The sequence below is a fragment of the Guyparkeria sp. genome (assembly GCF_046540515.1).
GTDB lineage: Bacteria > Pseudomonadota > Gammaproteobacteria > Halothiobacillales > Halothiobacillaceae > Guyparkeria.
In genome coordinates this window covers 1-17,019 of the sequence record NZ_JBKHFB010000036.1, presented here as the reverse complement: position 1 = coordinate 17,019, position 17,019 = coordinate 1, and the positions used below count along the sequence as shown (strand labels likewise).

18 protein-coding genes are annotated in these 17,019 nt (G+C 65.4%); 7 read left to right on the top strand and 11 right to left on the bottom strand.

Annotation, left to right across the window (positions count from 1 at the left end):
* The 4 genes from ACLFRM_RS05965 to ACLFRM_RS05950 all read right to left on the bottom strand — a co-directional run.
* The coding region (locus ACLFRM_RS05965; RefSeq protein WP_410754809.1) for a flagellar basal body rod protein FlgC at positions 1-203 on the bottom strand (203 nt) is incomplete at its 3' end.
* A 65-nt stretch (positions 204-268) separates the two neighbouring features.
* A complete protein-coding gene (flgB, locus tag ACLFRM_RS05960; protein ID WP_410754808.1) occupies positions 269-682 on the bottom strand; it encodes a flagellar basal body rod protein FlgB in 414 nt (137 codons plus the stop codon).
* A gap of 98 nt (positions 683-780) precedes the next feature.
* Positions 781-1,584, bottom strand: a complete 804-nt coding sequence (locus tag ACLFRM_RS05955) for a CheR family methyltransferase (protein WP_410754807.1) — start codon at positions 1,582-1,584, stop codon at positions 781-783.
* Between the two features lie 7 nt (positions 1,585-1,591).
* The gene (locus tag ACLFRM_RS05950) at positions 1,592-2,551 is read right to left on the bottom strand and encodes a chemotaxis protein (RefSeq protein WP_410754806.1); all 960 of its coding nucleotides are present in this window, start codon (positions 2,549-2,551) and stop codon (positions 1,592-1,594) included.
* A gap of 406 nt (positions 2,552-2,957) precedes the next feature.
* On the opposite strand from ACLFRM_RS05950, the gene flgA reads away from it, so the two are divergent.
* The 3 genes from flgA to flgN all read left to right on the top strand — a co-directional run bounded on the left by flgA (position 2,958) and on the right by flgN (position 4,866).
* Positions 2,958-3,674 (top strand): flagellar basal body P-ring formation chaperone FlgA, encoded by a 717-nt coding sequence (flgA, locus tag ACLFRM_RS05945; RefSeq protein WP_410754805.1) that lies wholly within the window; start codon positions 2,958-2,960, stop codon positions 3,672-3,674.
* Positions 3,675-3,853: 179 nt separating this feature from the next.
* The gene (gene flgM, locus ACLFRM_RS05940) at positions 3,854-4,171 is read left to right on the top strand and encodes a flagellar biosynthesis anti-sigma factor FlgM (RefSeq protein ID WP_410754804.1); all 318 of its coding nucleotides are present in this window, start codon (positions 3,854-3,856) and stop codon (positions 4,169-4,171) included.
* Positions 4,172-4,365: 194 nt separating this feature from the next.
* Positions 4,366-4,866, top strand: a complete 501-nt coding sequence (gene flgN, locus ACLFRM_RS05935; protein WP_410754803.1) for a flagellar export chaperone FlgN — start codon at positions 4,366-4,368, stop codon at positions 4,864-4,866.
* A gap of 47 nt (positions 4,867-4,913) precedes the next feature.
* Here the strand turns inward: flgN and rsmD are convergent, their stop codons facing one another.
* A complete protein-coding gene (gene rsmD / locus ACLFRM_RS05930) occupies positions 4,914-5,519 on the bottom strand; it encodes a 16S rRNA (guanine(966)-N(2))-methyltransferase RsmD (RefSeq protein WP_410754802.1) in 606 nt (201 codons plus the stop codon).
* Positions 5,520-5,694: 175 nt separating this feature from the next.
* Here rsmD and ftsY point away from each other — a divergent pair, with 175 nt between their 5' ends.
* From ftsY to rpoH, 4 genes are all read left to right on the top strand, one after another.
* The gene (ftsY, locus tag ACLFRM_RS05925) at positions 5,695-6,867 is read left to right on the top strand and encodes a signal recognition particle-docking protein FtsY (protein WP_410754801.1); all 1,173 of its coding nucleotides are present in this window, start codon (positions 5,695-5,697) and stop codon (positions 6,865-6,867) included.
* 166 nt (positions 6,868-7,033) lie between these two features.
* Positions 7,034-7,705, top strand: coding sequence for a cell division ATP-binding protein FtsE (gene ftsE, locus ACLFRM_RS05920; protein WP_410754800.1), 672 nt, complete (start codon positions 7,034-7,036; stop codon positions 7,703-7,705).
* Positions 7,702-8,664: a cell division protein FtsX gene (locus ACLFRM_RS05915; protein ID WP_410754799.1), complete on the top strand. Its 963-nt coding sequence runs from the start codon at positions 7,702-7,704 to the stop codon at positions 8,662-8,664. The genes ftsE and ACLFRM_RS05915 overlap by 4 nt, the downstream gene beginning before the upstream one ends.
* 149 nt (positions 8,665-8,813) lie before the next feature.
* Entirely contained in the window at positions 8,814-9,719 is a 906-nt protein-coding gene (rpoH, locus tag ACLFRM_RS05910; RefSeq protein WP_410754798.1) for an RNA polymerase sigma factor RpoH, read from the top strand.
* 367 nt (positions 9,720-10,086) lie between these two features.
* On the opposite strand, the gene ccoS is transcribed toward rpoH, so the two are convergent.
* The 6 genes from ccoS to ACLFRM_RS05880 all read right to left on the bottom strand — a co-directional run.
* Entirely contained in the window at positions 10,087-10,341 is a 255-nt protein-coding gene (gene ccoS, locus ACLFRM_RS05905) for a cbb3-type cytochrome oxidase assembly protein CcoS (RefSeq protein ID WP_410754797.1), read from the bottom strand.
* Between the two features lie 147 nt (positions 10,342-10,488).
* A complete protein-coding gene (htpX, locus tag ACLFRM_RS05900; RefSeq protein ID WP_410754796.1) occupies positions 10,489-11,403 on the bottom strand; it encodes a protease HtpX in 915 nt (304 codons plus the stop codon).
* Between the two features lie 238 nt (positions 11,404-11,641).
* On the bottom strand, positions 11,642-13,876 hold the full coding sequence (gene parC / locus ACLFRM_RS05895) for a DNA topoisomerase IV subunit A (RefSeq protein WP_410754795.1): 2,235 nt from the start codon (positions 13,874-13,876) through the stop codon (positions 11,642-11,644).
* 73 nt (positions 13,877-13,949) lie between these two features.
* Entirely contained in the window at positions 13,950-15,047 is a 1,098-nt protein-coding gene (gene lptG, locus ACLFRM_RS05890) for an LPS export ABC transporter permease LptG (RefSeq protein WP_410754794.1), read from the bottom strand.
* The gene (gene lptF, locus ACLFRM_RS05885; RefSeq protein ID WP_410754793.1) at positions 15,034-16,125 is read right to left on the bottom strand and encodes an LPS export ABC transporter permease LptF; all 1,092 of its coding nucleotides are present in this window, start codon (positions 16,123-16,125) and stop codon (positions 15,034-15,036) included. The genes lptG and lptF overlap by 14 nt, the downstream gene beginning before the upstream one ends.
* A gap of 4 nt (positions 16,126-16,129) precedes the next feature.
* Positions 16,130-17,019 (bottom strand): U32 family peptidase C-terminal domain-containing protein (locus tag ACLFRM_RS05880; RefSeq protein WP_410754792.1); only part of this gene is annotated, 890 nt, incomplete at its 5' end.

Here is a 17,019-nt window from a genome sequence, read left to right as displayed (position 1 = left end):
TCGGTGATGCCCGCGACCTTCACGCCTCGACCACCGTTGGCCTCGAGCACCGTCTGAAAGACCGGGTTGCGCGCCTTGTAGGCCTCCTCCGGTGACGAGGCCTCCACGTTCGCGTTCGCGAGGTTCGACGCGGTGGTATTCAGGCGCGTCGATTGCGCCGCCATCCCGGAGGAAGAAATATTGAACACGTCATACAAGCTCATGAGTCACCTGCCTTGACTGGGAAATGTTGTCCATCGGGCCGGCTCGCTGGCCCCGCGGCTGGTCATCACTGACCACCACCCAATGCCTTCTTGATGCCGGAAATACGCGAGTTGAGAAACGAGAGCGTTGTCTGGTAACCCACGGCATCCTGGGTATAGCCCACGCGCTCCTTGTCCGAATCGACGGTATTGCCGTCGAGTGCCGGTTGGTCGGGCACGGAATAACCTTCACGGATACCGCCCGAGGACCCCATCCCGCCGAGCTGACGCGGATCCTCTGTCATCAGGCCACCGGCACCCCTTGACGAGGACTTGTTCTGCAGGGCCGACTCCATCGCCTGGTCGAACGACATCGCCCGCGCCTTGTAGCCCGGGGTGTCGGCATTGGCGATGTTCTCCGCGCGCATCTTGAGACTGCGCTCCTGGAGAACCAGCGCATCGTCATGGATACCGAACAGGCGGTCATTGATGATCGACATGAAAAAACCCTCGACACAACGTCTGTGCCGAGGGCTTATGCGATAAGCATGCCAGTTTCTGGAAAAGGGTCCGCCGAGGACGACGATCGACCCGACTGTCAGCCCTTGAGGCGGTAGGCGGTCCCGCCGGTGGGTAGTCGCTCGGGGGTGAAGCGATCCGAGAGTTGCGTCAGCGATTCGGACGCGCCGAGGATCAGGTAGCCACCCGGCACCAGGGTATCGGCGATGCGATCGATGATCTTCGCCTTGGTGTCGCGCGAGAAGTAGATCAGGACATTGCGGCAAAAGACCAGGTCGTAGCGGCGGGACTCCGGGCGCAGCTCGAGCAGGTTGCCGACACGGAACTGAGTGCGGCGGCTGATCTGCGGCGCGACCTTCCAGCCATCGCTGACCTTGACGAAAAATTGACGCTTGCGTTCCGGTGACAGCCCGCGCCCGAGCGACAGGTCATCGAAGACACCCTGGCGCGCCTTCTCGATGACCACCTCGGATATGTCGGTACCGACGATCTCGACATTGAACGGTACCCGCTGCTCCTCGGCGATGATGCTGATCGAGTACGCCTCCTGCCCGGTGGAACAGGCGGCCGACCAGATCCGGTAGTTGGTCTTTTTCGCGGCCGCCGCCTCGGGGAAGAACTTCTTTTCCAGGGCGGCGAAGGGGTAGCCGTCACGAAACCAGAGGGTCTCGTTGGTGGTCATGGCGTCGACCACGTCGCGTGCGAGCATGCGGTCGCGGCGCGACAGCAAGGTATCGATCAGTGATTCGACCGTCGAGAAGCCCTTCGCGCGGGCGACGCGCGACAGGCGGGTTTCCACCAGGTATTGCTTGTCACGGCTCAGCAGGATCCCGCTGTGCTGTTCCAAGAAAGCGCAGAACCGGTCGAAGGTTTCGGCCTTCATGCCGGGGTCAAACCCCGTCCACGGCGTGGTGCACCTCATGACGGCTCAGGGCGTCACCCACTACCCGCGCGAGGTCGTCCGGGTGAAATTTCGGAATGAAGCGGTCCGCGCCCACCTGCTTGACCATCGACTCGTTGAACACGCCGGACAGCGAGGAATGCAGGATCACGTAGATATCCTTCAGCGCCGGGTCCTGGCGAATCAGCGATGTCAGCGTGTAGCCGTCCATGGTCGGCATCTCGATATCGGAGACGACCATGGCCAGGCGTTCGAGCTGCTCGGGCTGCTTTTCCTTCCAGCGGCGCAGCGTATCGATCGCCTCCTGACCGTTCTTCGTGACCACCGATTTCAGGTGCATCTGATCAAGCGTGCTTTCCACCTGCTTGCGCGCGATAACCGAATCGTCGACCACCAGTACCAGGTCCGACCCCTTGGCGATCTCGCCGTACTCGCCGATGACGTCGTCAGAGACGGTGTCGGCCACGCCGACCACCCGGGCGAAGATCTGCTCGACGTCGATGATCTCCACCAGTTGCTTGTCGATGCGCGCCACGGCCGTCAGGAAATTGGAATTGTTGGTTCCGCTCGGCGGCGTCAACACCTCTTTCCAGGAAAGGTTGACGATCCGGTCGACCGAGTGCACCAGAAAACCCTGCACGGCACGGTTGTACTCGGTGATGATGACGAAGGCGTTCTGCACCTGTTCATCGGTCATGCGCCCCTTGCCGATCGCCTCCGACAGATCGATGACGGTGATGGTATGACCGCGCACGTCGGCAATACCCCGGATCGAGCTGTCCGAGTGCGGCACGTCGGTCAACTTGGGGCACCGAATCACCTCGCGGACCTTGAAGACATTGATCCCGAAACGCTGATCGTTGCCCAGGCCGAATACCAGCAGTTCCAGACGGTTTCGACCCGCAAGCCGGGTGCGGGAATCGACGGATGACATCACGTTGCTTTTCACGGTAGTCCTGTCCTGGTGACGCAGAATGTGGCGGGAACACGGTCCGTGTTCGCGGTTCAGACGGCGTATCGGCGCCACGGACGCAATCTTTAGCGCCGGGATCGCTTCGACCCGCCGACCGGAACGGACTGCCGGGGTACGACTCCGCCCGGTAGATTCGTGTCTTTTCGCGGGCACGCGACGCGCGATGCCCACCGCCATGGTAGCGCAGTCGAGCAAGGCTTGCCCCACCCGATGGCAGCGCATCGGGCCTGCTCGGCGCACAGAATCGCCGGGCGGATGAGTGAATGGCATGGTAAGTGCATATGCAAAACAGGACAAGGCAAACCCACCCCAGGTCACCACAACTACCCCGATGAGTAGATTCCTCCCTCTAGCTCGCCTCCCCTCGCTTCGGCCCCCGGGAATGCACCCATCGATCCGGTGGCTGCGATTGGTGGTCTGGCTGGCGGGCCTGCTCGCGCCAATGGCGGTGCTGGCCGAGGTGCCCGAGACGGTGCAGGCCCAGGTCGGCCAGGCGATGGACGCCTATCTCGAGGGGCAGGGTAACGGCAACGAACAGCTGACCCTGCGCGCCGGGCGACTCGATCCGCGCCTGCGCCTCAAGGTCTGTGACCAAGCGCTGGAGATCAACGAGGGCCGACCGCTCAACCTCAACCGGGGTCGCCAGACGGTGAAGGTCAGTTGCCATGGCAGCTCCCCCTGGCGCATCTTCGTGCCGGTGGAGCTCAATCGCCGCCAGCAGGCGGTGGTCGCTGCCCGGCCACTGGCTGCCGGCGAGGTGATCGCTCGCGACGATCTGGATATCGCGACGGTGGATGCCAACCGGGCGAGTCGGCAGTACTACACGGATCCCGAGGAACTTGTCGGCATGGCCGCTACCCAACCGCTACAGTCGGGCCAGTTGATTAGCGCTCGCAACCTCGGCATCAACGCCGTGGTCGAGCGCGGCGACATCGTCACCATCCAGATCGGACGAGGCGGATTCGTGGTGGGCTCGACCGGCGAGGTGCAGGGCCGGGCCGGGGTCGGTCAGCGCGTTCGGGTGAAGAACACCGGATCGGGCAAGGTGATCGAATCGATCGTGATCGACAGCCGCACCGTCGAGGCGATCGGCGGTTGAGCCGCCCGCTCGCCCCGGTCAGCGTGACTCCAGAGACGCACTATCAGTCGACGCTAAAGTTTTCCGCCGATCGGCCGACATTGGAGGGCGAAGGCGAATTTACGTTAACCTAGACGCCTGCCAGCCGGGCCCGTGCCACGGCGCGGACATGTTGTCCGAGACAGGAAGGATCAAGCACCATGGCAAACGAAATCAACGGCTTTGGCCCCCGCAATCTGGGCCCGAACTCGTCGGTGGACTCGTCCCGAGGCCGGGCCGAGGCCAAGGGCGAAAGCCAGCGAGCCCCCGGCAGCGCGACGACGGGCATCAAGGAGGATGACGCCGTGACGCTATCCAGCGGGGCTTCCCAGCTCCGGGAAATGGGCCAGGCGATGGCCGAGTCCGCCCCCTTCGACCAGGCCAAGGTCGATCGGATCAAGGACCTGATCAGCCAGGGCGAGTACCAGATCGATTCCAGCCGCATCGCCGAGAAGCTGCGCCAGTTCGAGACCCTTTGACCGAGACCCTTTGACAAAGGCTCGAAGCGCCGCGACATGATGCCAGGCAAGATACCCCGGCGGGTTTTCCCGACCGGGGTGCTTTCATTGGTGGCGGACAATTCGTATCCTCGGGCTGCCGCACCGACGGCTAGGCATCACTCGGCCCTTCTCGCAGCGGCACCACGCTGGCATACACCAGACAGGCACCCACGATGACTCCGTTCGACACCGAATCCCCCGCCAATCATGGGGCCGTCCCGGCAACCGACTGGCTGTCCGCCATGCTCGAGCCGGCCACGGCCCTGCTCGACGAGCACCAGCAGCTCGCCGGGTTGCTACGGCGAGCCGAAACACCGTCACTGGACGAATTCGACGCGGTATTTCGCCGCATCCGGAGGCACAACGAGCAGCTGGCCGAGGCCGAACAGGCCCGGCTGGACTGGCTCGCGGCCCACGGCGAGACCGACACGGACACGGCATTGCAGGCCGAGGAGGCGCCGACGCGCGCCCGCTGGGAGCAACTAAAGGAGACGGCACGTCGTTTTCGCGACCTGTCCGAGACCAACCTGATGGCGCTGCGACGGATCGATCATTTCCTCGGCGAGCGAATCGCGTTCCTAACCCAGCACGACGAGCCGGTCGGCCCGCTCTACACCGCCGGCGGCACCGAGCACAACACCGGCGGTCGTGGCCGTACCCTCGGGGATGCCTGACCGGGGAAAACCGGCAAGCGTGGAAGCGTCTGACCGGAGCTTCCCCGTCAGCCGTCGCGAACGAGCAACAGCGCGTGACTCTCGCCAGCCCGCGTTTCGCGGCTGACCACGAACCCGTCCGGCAGCCGCAACGACCCCGGCGCCCCCCCTTCGACAAACACATGCGCCTCATCGGCCAACCAGGACGCTTCGGCCAGGACGTCCAGCGCCTCCTGCAACAGCTGCGGCTGGCGAAACGGCGGATCGAGGAACACCAGGTCGATCGGCCCCTCGAACCCTTCCGGTGGCGACGACCACCAGTGACGGGCGTTCATGGCCCAGACCGTGAACCGTTCCGGCGGGGCATCGAGATGGGCAAGGTTCTCTTCCAGTGCCCGCGCCACCCGGGCCGAGCGCTCGACGAACCCCACCCAGCTCGCCCCGCGGGACAACGCCTCGATGCCCAGCACGCCGCTGCCGGCGAACAGGTCGAGCACACGCCGGCCGGCAAGCCCCTGCCCCAGCCAGTTGAACAAGGTCTCGCGTACCCGGTCGGGGGTCGGGCGCAGATCACGGGCCGGCGGGAAACGCAGACGCCGTGAGCGCCAATCCCCGCCAATCACACGCACCTGCTCGCCGCGCGCCGGGTTTCGTCCCTTGGGGGTGCTGGGCATGATCTCCCTCCTGGCCAGTCGCTGAAAGTCGGACCGCCGCTGGCCCCTGACGGCGGCCGACGGCGGATCGCTGCATGATAAACTTCCCCGGCGTCATGCGGGCCAGTGCCACCTAACGGCCACGTCCCGCCGCCCCCGGCCGTCATCCGCCGCGAACCCAGGTAACAACAACGTCATGTTCGGATTTCTCAGACGCAAGAAGCGCCAGCCCGACGCCAACGAGGTCCGGGACGAGTCCGCCCACGTCGAGATCGCCGCCGACCGGGGCGAGACGACACAAGGGGATATCGACACCCCCGCGACCGCCGTGTCCGCCCCACCGTCCGCGGAGCCGTCGCCCGCCCCCGACGAACCCATCCGTCAGGAATCCGACACCCCGCCACGCGCAGCAGGTGAAACACCCGCCGCCGGCCAGCCGGAACGGTCCGGCTCGCTTTTCAGCCGTCTGGCCAAGACCCGGTCGGGCCTGACCGAGGGGCTCGGCGAGCTCTTTCTCGGCAAGAAGCAGATCGACGACGAGCTGCTCGAGGAGCTGGAAACGCGACTGATCATGGCCGACGTCGGCCAGGCGACCACGGCGGCGCTGATCGACGAGCTGACCGACGAGGTCAGCCGCAAGCACGTCGATGACCCCGAACACCTCTTCGAGACGCTCCATCGCCTGATGGTCGAACGCCTGGAGGCGGTCCAGCCAGCCGAGCCACCGGCACGACGCCAACCCGGCCGCCCGCACGTGATGGTGGTCTGCGGCATCAACGGCGGAGGCAAGACCACCAGCATCGGCAAGCTTGCCCACCGCTTCAAGGCCGAGGGACGTGACGTGACGCTGGCCGCGGCGGACACCTTCCGCGCCGCGGCCGTCGAACAGCTCATCCGCTGGGGCGAGCGCAACGAGGTACGCGTGATCGGGGAGCCTGGCCGCGGCGATCCCGCCTCGGTGGCCTTCGACGCGGTCAGCTCCGCCAGGGCACGCGGCAGCGATATCCTGATCGTCGACACCGCCGGGCGCCTGCACACCCAGTCGGGCCTCATGGACGAGCTGGGCAAGCTGATCCGGGTGATCGGCAAGGCCGAGCCCGAGGCGCCCGACGAGGTGCTGCTGGTCATCGATGCCAGCATCGGGCAGAACGCGCTGGTCCAGGCCCGACAGTTCAACCAGGCGGTCAAGCTCACCGGGCTGATCGTCACCAAGCTCGACGGCACCGCCAAGGGCGGCATCGTCTTTGCCATCGCCGACGAGCTCGGGCTGCCGATTCACTTCATCGGCGTCGGGGAGAAGCCAGAAGACCTGCGCCCGTTCGAGCCGCGTGCCTTCGTCGACGCCCTGCTCGATCGCCGACCGGACTGAAAACACGGCTCGAAACCGGGCCGCCATGCCCCGGGCGACCGCCGGGCGGGCGTGACAGACAAGCATGGAAGGAGCCGCACCATGAGCGACGAGACATTCCAAGCCGATCCACTTGAGGGACTCGTCGAGACCATGCCGCCATCGAACGTCACGACGGTGTTCACGCATGATTGAATTCGCCAACGTCTCCCGTCGCTACGCCAACGGGCAGTTCGGCCTGCAAGACATCAGCTTCCGCCTTCCCGCCGGGCGCATGGCGTTTCTCACCGGCCATTCCGGGGCCGGCAAGTCGACCCTGCTGAGGCTGATCCCGGCCCTCGACCGCCCCACGTCGGGCAAGGTGCTGATCGGCGGCTACGAGCTCAACCGGATGGGGCGTCACCAGTACCCGAAGCTGCGTCGACAGATCGGAGTGGTGTTCCAGGATCATCACCTGCTCGCCGACCGGCTCGTCTTCGACAACGTCGCCCTGCCCCTGCAGGTCTCCGGCTACCTGCCCGGCGACATCCGGCGGCGCGTGGATGCCGCGCTCGACAAGGTGGGCCTGCTGGGACGACAACGCGCCCGGATCGAGGAGCTATCCGGGGGCGAGCAGCAGCGGGTCAACATCGCCCGCGCTTTGGTCAACCGGCCGCGCATCCTCCTGGCCGACGAGCCCACCGGCAACCTCGACCCCGACCTGTCGCGCGACATCTTCGACCGCTTCTTCGAATTTCACGCCGTCGGCGTGACCGTGCTGATCGCCAGCCACGATGTCGAGTTGCTCAAGCAGTACCCGGTGCCGCGGATCGCCCTGAACCAGGGCCGCATCAGCGCCTTCGAGGAGGCCGAATCATGAGCGGACCGACGCCCAGCGAGGCCCGCGGTACCCGGGAAAAGAGTCGCCACCCGCTTGCCGCCTGGCGACGGCATCATCGCCACTGCCTGAGGGGGGCGCTGGCGCGCCTGATCCGGCGGCCGTTGGGCGCCTGGGCGACCATCCTGGTGTTGGGCGTGGTTCTGAGCCTGCCGGCCCTGGTGATGACCCTCGGCCATCAGGTCGAACGGCTGGGAACAATCTGGACCAGCGATGCCGCCCGCATGGACCTCTACCTTGCCCCGGAAACCGACCAGGACGAGCGCGATGCCCTGCGCGACTGGCTCGACCGGCAGGCGGCCGTCGCCGAACAGCGCGTCATCTCGCCCGACACGGGGCTGGAGGCCCTGAGCGAAAGGCTGCGCATGGAGGGACTCGATGACCTCGAGTCGAACCCGCTACCCTGGGTGATCGAACTGACCCTCAGCGACGCCAAGCCGGAAACGCGCCTCACACTGGCCGAGGGACTGCGCGAGCAACCGGCCGTCGCCGAGTTTTCCTCCGGCGGGGACTGGATCGAGCGCCTCGAGCAGATCCGCACGTTCATCGATGAGCTGGGCTGGTGGTTGCTGATGCTGCTGGGTCTGACGGTGGTGTTCGTGGTCGGCAACACCCTGCGCCTGGAACTGCATGAACGCCGCCGCGAGATCGCGCTGATCGCCCTGATCGGCGGCACGGAGCGCTACATGTTGCGGCCCCTGCTCTATGACGGCACTCTGACCGGCCTGCTGGGCGGGCTGGTGGCCAGCGGGCTCGTTTCCCTGGCGGTGTCGGTCACCGCCGGGCCGATCGAACGTTTCGCCGCCTCCTACGGTACGGCCATCTCGCCGCAGGTCGACCCCGGTCTGGTCCTCCTGCTGATGGCCGCCGGTGCGCTCCTCGGCTGGCTGTCGGCACAGGTCATCGGCCGGTTCTACATCGGCCGGCTGAGCACACCATGATCCGGTCATGCAAATCTCCCATTCTTGTATTACCTTGATTGACCTGTCAGAACTCCCGGGAACTCGTCGCGCGCTTAGCACTCTCATGACGCGAGTGCTAAAATTAGGGAGCAACGAGACGATTGGGAAACTTGCAACGAGGCGAGAGCATGCACACAGCAGGCAACCAGATGATCGACAGCAAATCACGGGGCCTGACCCCGACCGCCGGCGTGACCATGCCGGTGATCGGCGATTCGTTGTCGCAGTACCTCAACGAGGTGCGCCGTCTGCCCGTCCTCACCGTCGAGGAGGAACAGTCGCTGGGCCGGCGCCTGAAGGAAACCGGTGACATCGAGGCGGCGCAGAAGCTGGTCCTCGGTCATCTGCGGTTCGTGGTGCACATTGCCCGGGGCTACCGGGGCTATGGCCTCCCGCTGGCCGACCTCATCCAGGAAGGCAATATCGGCCTGATGAAGGCGGTCAAGCGCTTCGACCCGGACCAGAAGGTTCGCCTGGTAACCTTTGCCGTGCACTGGATCCGCGCCGAGATACACGAGTACATCCTCAAGAACTGGCGCATCGTCAAGGTGGCCACCACAAAGGCGCAGCGCAAGCTTTTCTTCAAGATGCGCCAGATGAAGAACTCGATCGGCTGGCTATCCAAGTCGGAGGCCGAGGCGGTCGCCGAGGAACTCGACGTCCCCGAGCGGGAGGTGATGACGATGGAGGCCCGGCTCTACGGGCGCGACATGGGGCTCGACTCCCCGGCCTACGATGGATCGGGTGACGGCGAAGGTCCCTCCTACGAGCAGATCCTGATCGACCAGGACGCCCTCTCGGTCGAGGACATCGCCTCGCAGCGCGACGATGACGACCGGGTCGAGGCGATGACCGCCGCGCTATCGACGCTCGACGAGCGCAGCCGCGACATCCTCACCCGACGTTGGCTCGACGAACCCAAGGCCACCCTGCAGACACTGGCCGACGAGTATGGCGTCTCGGCCGAACGGATCCGCCAGATCGAGACGGCGGCCCTCAAGAAATTGCGGACGGCCCTGCCTCAGCCAGCCTGATCCTCGGTTCCGGCTTGGTCTGAAAACGAAAAAGCCACCGCGTGCGACCGCGGTGGCTTTCTTGTTGCTGATGGGGCACGTTGGTCGCGCGGACGATCAGCCGAAAAAGATTACGCTCAGGAAGCTCAGCCAGGAGAATGCGATCAGGCCGATGGTGAACGTGAAGGCGAAGTTGTCGAAGTTGAAGAATTCTTTCATGTCAGGTTCCTCTCGTTGATGGCCATATCCTAAACCAGCCGCACGGCGATGTCACCAAGGACCCTCTAGGCACGCATCCGATACCGCCGAAGCACCACCTCGATCACGAACGCCGCGCCTGGCCAGATGGGCATCGGATTCGTGCAGAGCCTCCCCGGTCAGATCAGGGTTATTCCCTGCCCGAACGCGATGACTTGTCCGCCGCTTCGTCATGCGTCCGATCATCGGTCCCGCGTTCGGGCACCTCCGCTTCCTCCGCCGACTGATTGGTCGGAATCTTCGGATCGTCATCGTCCATGAGAATGCGGTGCGCCGGACCTTCGAGATCCTCGTACTGGTTGTTCCGGATGGCCCAGAACGCGGCCCAGACCAGACCCGCGACCACCAACATGCTCAACGGCACGAACAGGAAAAGGACTTCCATCAGGATGCTCCATCTGAGTCTCGTTCCGGTGTGCCGATTTCGGCTGCCGAACGACAAGAAGGCCCGCCAGGGCGGGCCTTCGGTTTCGGCCCAGCGGGCCGACAATTGTCACCCGCCGTCGGCGGGGTTTCAAATCGCGTCAGGCGTTCAGGCAACCTGGGCCTGGCCGCTGGCACCACGCAAGGCCGCGATACGCTCGTCGAGCGGCGGGTGCGACATGAACAGCCGACCGAAGTTGCCGCCGCGACCGAAGATGCCGAAGGCCTGCATCTGCGCCGGCATGTCCGAGGGACGATCGTAGTTGAGCTTGAGACGCTCGAGCGCGGCGATCATCTTCTCGCGACCGGCCAGCCGAGCCCCGGCGTCGTCGGCACGGAATTCGCGCTGACGAGAGAACCACATGACGATGATGCTCGCCAGGATGCCGAAGACGATCTCGGCGACGATCGTGGTCACAAAGAAGCCGATTCCCGGCCCTTCCTCGTTCTTGAAGATCATGCGATCGACGAAGAAGCCGACGATACGGGCGAAGAAGATCACGAAGGTGTTCACCACACCCTGGATCAGGGTCAGGGTGATCATGTCACCGTTGGCGATGTGACCGACCTCGTGCCCCAGCACGGCTTCGGCCTCGTCGCGGGTCATGTTCGACAGCAGGCCCGTGGAGACGGCCACCAGCGCCTTGTTGCGGCTCGCGCCGGTGGCGAAGGCGTTGATCTCCGGCGAGTCGTAGATGGCGACCTCGGGCATGCCGATGCCCGCCTCGCGCGCCTGGCGCTGAACGGTCTCGACCAGCCAGCGCTCACCCTCCGAGCGCGGGGTTTCGATCACCTGCGCGCCAACGCTCTTCTTGGCGATCCACTTGGACATGAACAGGGAAATCAGCGAACCGCCGAAGCCGAACACCGCGGCAAGCACCAAGGTGGAGGTCAGGTTGATGGTGCCTGTCTGGTAATCCATCGTCTGACCAAGGCCGAACACGCTGGAAATCACGAACCAGACGATCATCAGCACGACGATCACGGCCAGGTTGGTCAACAGGAACAAGCCGATGCGTTTCATCTCTACCTCAGGTATGAGTGGTTGATCTTCTTCAGACGGGATCCGCGCCTTTGCGCCACCCCTCGAACGCCATACCGACGTCCGGTGAAGCCTAACCCAATCTGGGGCGCGGCGGTGGGTTTTTCAAGTGGCGAACTACTGGTTAGCCGGGCATCGGGATTGAGCCCGGCATCGAGGCGCTGCCAGCCGGTTCGACACATCCCAAGGCCGAGGCGCCGGGCGTGCTCTGGAGGCCCGCTCAGGCGTTCGCCGAGGCGGCCGCCAGGGCATCTACCCGGGTCAGGCCACGTGGCAGGCTTCGACCACGAGCCGCTCGCTTGCCGTGATACAAGGCCAGGTCGGCCGGCTTGATGGTCATGGTCCGGGCACCGGCGGTGACACGCAGGCCATCGTCCTCGCCCAGCGCGGCCACGGCGACGATCTCCGCACCGGCTTTCAGCGCCACGAGCTTGTTGCCCTTGCCCTTCGCCAGTACCGGCAATTCCTCGGCATCCATGACCAGCACGTGTCCGTCGCTGGTCGCCACGGCCAGGTACGCGAAATCCCTGCCCGGCAACACCGGCTGGCCCGGGGCCACGCCCTTGGGCAGGGTGATGACCTGCTTGCCGGCGCGCTGGCGCCCTACCAGGTCACCCATCGAGGTGACGAAACCGAAGCCGGCCGGCGACCACAGCACGACCCGCTGGGCGGGCTCGCCCATGGCCAGCGCCGTGAAGCGTGCCCCTGACGGTGGCGTGACCCGCCCGGTCACCGGCTCGCCCTGCCCCCGGGCCGAGGGCAGCGTGTGCGTGGCCAGGGTATAGGCGCGCCCCGTGTTGTCGAAGACCACCGTCGGCTGGGTCGACCGGCCGGCGATGTGCGCCTGGTAGCCGTCCCCCGACTTGTAAGACAGCGATTCGGGATCGACGTCATGGCCCTTGGCCGCGCGGATCCAGCCGTTATGACTCAACACCACGGTGACCGGCTCGGCCGTCATCAGACGGGTCTCGTCGAGTGGCTGGGCCGATTCGCGCGTCACCAGCCGCGAGCGCCGCGCATCGCCGTATTCCCTGGCATCACTGAGCAGCTCGTCGCGCATCAGGCCGCGCAGGGCCGACTCGTCGGCCAGCAGCGTGCGTATGCCTTCGGCCTCCTCGGCCAGTTCGGCCTGCTCCTTCTTGACCGCGATCTCCTCGATCCTGGCCAGTTGACGCAACCGGATCTCGAGGATCGAGTCGGCCTGCAGTTCGGTCAGGTCGAAGCGGCGGATCAGCTCGGCCTTGGGCTCCTCGGCCTCGCGGATGATCGCGATCACCTCGTCGATGTTGAGAAACGCGATCAGCAGGCCGGCGAGGACCTCCAGGCGGCGTTCGATCTTGGCCAAGCGCCATTCCAGTCGCCGGCGCAGCGTGGTCTGACGGAATGCCAGCCACTCGGTCAGCATTTCCTTGAGGTTGAGCACCCGCGGCCGACCGTCGGCGGTGATCACGTTCATGTTGATCCGGTAGCTCTTCTCGAGATCCGTGGTCGCGAACAGGTGCGCCATCAGCGCCTCGACGTCGACCTGCCGACTGCGCGGCACGATCACCAGCCTCGTGGGCGACTCGTGGTCCGACTCGTCGCGCAGGTCGGTTACCAGCGGCAACTTCTTGGCGTGCATCTGCCCGGCGATCTGCTCGAGGATCTTCGAGCCCGAGACCTGGAACGGCAGCGCGGTGACCACGATCTGGCCGTTTTCCATCTCGTAGCGGGCCCGCTGGCGCACGTTGCCGGTGCCGGTCTCGTACATCCGGCGAATGTCCTCGGGCGGCGTGATGATCTCGCCCTCGGTGGGGAAATCCGGCCCCAAAACGCACTTGCACAGCGTGGCGACATCGGCCTCGGGATCCTCGATCAGCGCCACGCAGGCATCGACCACCTCCTTGAGGTTATGCGGCGGGATGTCGGTGGACAGGCCCACGGCGATGCCGGTCGAGCCGTTCAGGAGCACGTTGGGCAGGCGCGCGGGCAGCAACGACGGTTCGGTGAGCGTGCCGTCGAAGTTGTCGACCCAGTCGACCGTACCCTGGTCGGCCTCGGCGAGAAGCGTCTGGGCATAACGGGTCAGGCGCGACTCGGTGTAACGCATCGCCGCGAACGACTTCGGGTCATCGGGCGAGCCGAAGTTGCCCTGCCCGTCGATCAGCGGGTAGCGATACGAAAACGGCTGGGCCATCAACACCATGGCCTCGTAGCAGGCCGAATCACCGTGCGGATGGTACTTGCCGAGCACGTCGCCGACGGTGCGCGCGGACTTCTTGTGCTTGGCCAGGGCCGACAACCCCAGCTCGCTCATGGCGTAGACAATGCGCCGCTGCACGGGCTTGAGGCCATCGGCGACGTGCGGCAGGGCCCGGTCGAGGATGACGTACATGGCGTAGTTGAGGTACGCCTTTTCGGTGAAGGCACCGATCGACTGACGTTCGTACTCGTTGTGGCTTGGGTCTTCGAACATGCGGGTCCCTTCTGGTCTCCTTGGTGTTCCTCGTGGGACACCGGCAGAGCCCTGCCGGCGGCACACCCGTTCGTCAGCCGGTGGGCCTGCGGGCGCGAGGAGTCGCCCGATACAATGCCATCACTCCGGCGATCGAGAACAGCATCGGCGGCAGAATCGTGCTCAGGATCGGCGAGATGTCGTAGGCCGGCGCCAGCGCCGAGACGATCTGGGTAAGCGTCATGTAGGCCACGCCCAGCAGGATCGCGATGAACAGCCAGCGCCCGGCCGAACCGCCGCGCTGGGCGACGAACACGAACGGCAGGGTCACCAGGAGCATCGCCAGTACCGAGATCGGCTGGACCACCCGCGACCACATCGCCGTGGCGTAGACGGACGCGTCCAGCTGGTTGCGCTCGAGGTAGCCGACGTACTCCGACAACTGCGCGACGTTCATGTAGCGCGGGTTGAGCGCCGCGATCTCGAGCACCTCGCGGTCGAACAGCGGCATTTCAACCTCGTCACGTTCCTCGACACTCACCGGTTCGGCGGGTTCCTCGATCGATAGCCGTGTGACGACGACGTCCTCGAGCCGCCAGCGGTCGTCTCCAAGACTCTCGGCCCGCTCGGCTTCCACCACTCCCTGCGGACGGCCATCCGATCCCAGTTCGAAAATCCTCAAGCCGAGCAATTGGCCATCGATCAGCGCGCGTCGGACGTTCACCATACGATCGCCCTCGCGCAGCCAGAACCCGCTGGCGAGATCCGTACTCACCTGTTTCTCGGTGGCCGCGGCGCGCATGTCGTTGGCCGCCGCCTGCCCCCAGGCGCCGATCGTCTCGCCCATGGCCGTCCCCAGTGCCGCGAGGATCACGCCGGCGATCAGCACCGGCCGGGCCAGGCGCAGGAGCGACATGCCGGTCGCCCGCATCACGGTCAACTCCGAGTGCGCCGCCAGGGCACCCAGGCTCAACAGCCCCCCCACCAGCACCGTGACCGGAAAGAGTTCGTAAAGGTAGCCGGGTGTACGCATGCCGACGAAGATGACGGCCTGCCACATCGTGTAGCCCGGACCGACGCTTCCGGCCTCGTCGATCAGGCCGAATACCATGATCAGCACGCCGAAAGCCGCCGTGGCCGCTAGACCGCCCATGACGACGATACGAATCAGGTAGCGGTCAAGCGTACTCACGGCGTCCCTTCCACAGGCTGCGCAATCGTTCCCGACCGCCGCGCGCGGTCCAGAACAACCATGCCCAAAGGCCCAGGAACGCACCATGGGCGATCAGCAGGGCTCCCGTCACATTGACACTGCCATTCTCGACCATGTCGGAGACCAGCGGAATCATGTTGAGATACAGGGCATAGATCAGAAAGGCCCAGAACAGTCGACCGTAACGGCCGCTGCGCGGGGGGGACTGTGCCAGTGGAATCGCGATCAGGAGCAGCACCAGCACGATGATGCCCTGCGAGATGCGCTCGAACAGGTCGGCACGATCCGGCAGCTCGCCCGACGCCCAAAGTTCGGCTGTACTCGGCACGCCGGCTCGATCCACTTGGGTATCGCGTTCCCCGGGCAATCGCATCAAATGCCGTTGGTAGTCGAGGCGATTCCAGTCGGCACTCCCCACGGTTCCACCGATGCGACGCCCATCCTCGAGCGCTATGTAGCGCCGCCCCTCCTCCTCGACCATCTCCCCGGTCGGGGCACTCTCCACCGCGATCGAGCCATCCTCGGCCCGGTCGAACAGGAAAATCCGCTGATAGCCGCCGTTCTCCGCCGAACCGACGTAGGCGACCAGCCGCCCCTCGTTGGCCTCGATAAAGCGCCCGACGGGCACCTGCTGGCCGACGTAATCCGACTGCGCCCCCTCGATCATCTGGTCCCGGGCCTGTTCGGCCATCGGCCAGCCGAACAACGAGATCCACGCAGTCAGGACGGCAAGCGGAATGCCCACCGGCAGCAACGCCCGGGTCATGCGCCAAAGGCCGAACCCGCTGGAACGCATGATGGTCTGTTCATTGTCGCGGTTGAGCCGTCCCAGTGCGAACATCAATCCGATGAACAGTGCCACCGGGATGACGTACATCAGCATCTTGACCAGGTTGAAGCCCAACAACTTGGGGACCAACGCCGCCGGCAGGGTACCCTCCGCCGCCAGTGACAACGCACGCGCCAGCAGGTTTGTGCCCAGGATCAGCATCAGCACGGTCGCCACCGCGATGATGGATATGAGCGCCTCGCGACGCAGGTAACCGCCGAGCCGCACGCCGTCAGTCGGCCAGGTTGCGGGCGATCAGCCCGTAGCGCAGCCGATCGCCGAAGCCTTGCGCTTCCTCTGGCAGGCGCAGCCTCACCTGCCAGCCACTGCCGGGCGCCTCGTCCAGCGGCTCGCCCTCCAGTGTCTGCATCTCGGCAAGCCGGTCGACCCGGTTGCCGTCGGGCAGCAGGAAGGTGATCTCGTCACCGACCTTGAGCTTGTTCTTGACCTCGACCTGCGCCCAGACCCCCTGGATGTCGCTGATCTCGCCGACGAACTGCTGCTGACGGCTCTTGGAGACGCCCTCGATGTAGTTCTGGTATTCCTGGGTGTGGTGGCGCTGGTAGAACCCGTCGGTGTAGCCGCGGTTGGCGAGGTTGTCGAGATCGGCGATCAACTCCTCGTTGAACGGTCGACCGGCCATGGCATCGTCGATCGCCTGGCGGTAGACCTGCGCGGTGCGCGCGACGTAGTAGTGGGACTTGGTGCGCCCCTCGATCTTGAGACAGTCCACGCCGATGTCCACCAGCGCCTGTACGTGCTCGACGGCGCGCAGGTCGCGCGAGTTGAGGATGTAGGTGCCATGCTCGTCCTCCTCGATCGGCATCTGCTCGCCCGGCCGGCTCTTTTCTTCCAGCAGATAGACCTGGTCGGCCAGCGGATGGCGTTCCTGGTCGCCCATCGCACCATCCGTCATCGGATTGGCGGCATGCAGGGCATCCAGCGAGATCGGCTGCTCGGGTGCCGGCTCCGGGCGCACCACCCCGGAAATGTCCTCGGAGGCGTTCTGCGGGGTGTACTCCCAGCGGCAGGCATTGGTGCAGGTGCCCTGGTTGGGGTCGCGGTGATTGAAGTAGCCCGACAGCAGGCAGCGCCCCGAGTAGGCGATGCACAGCGCGCCGT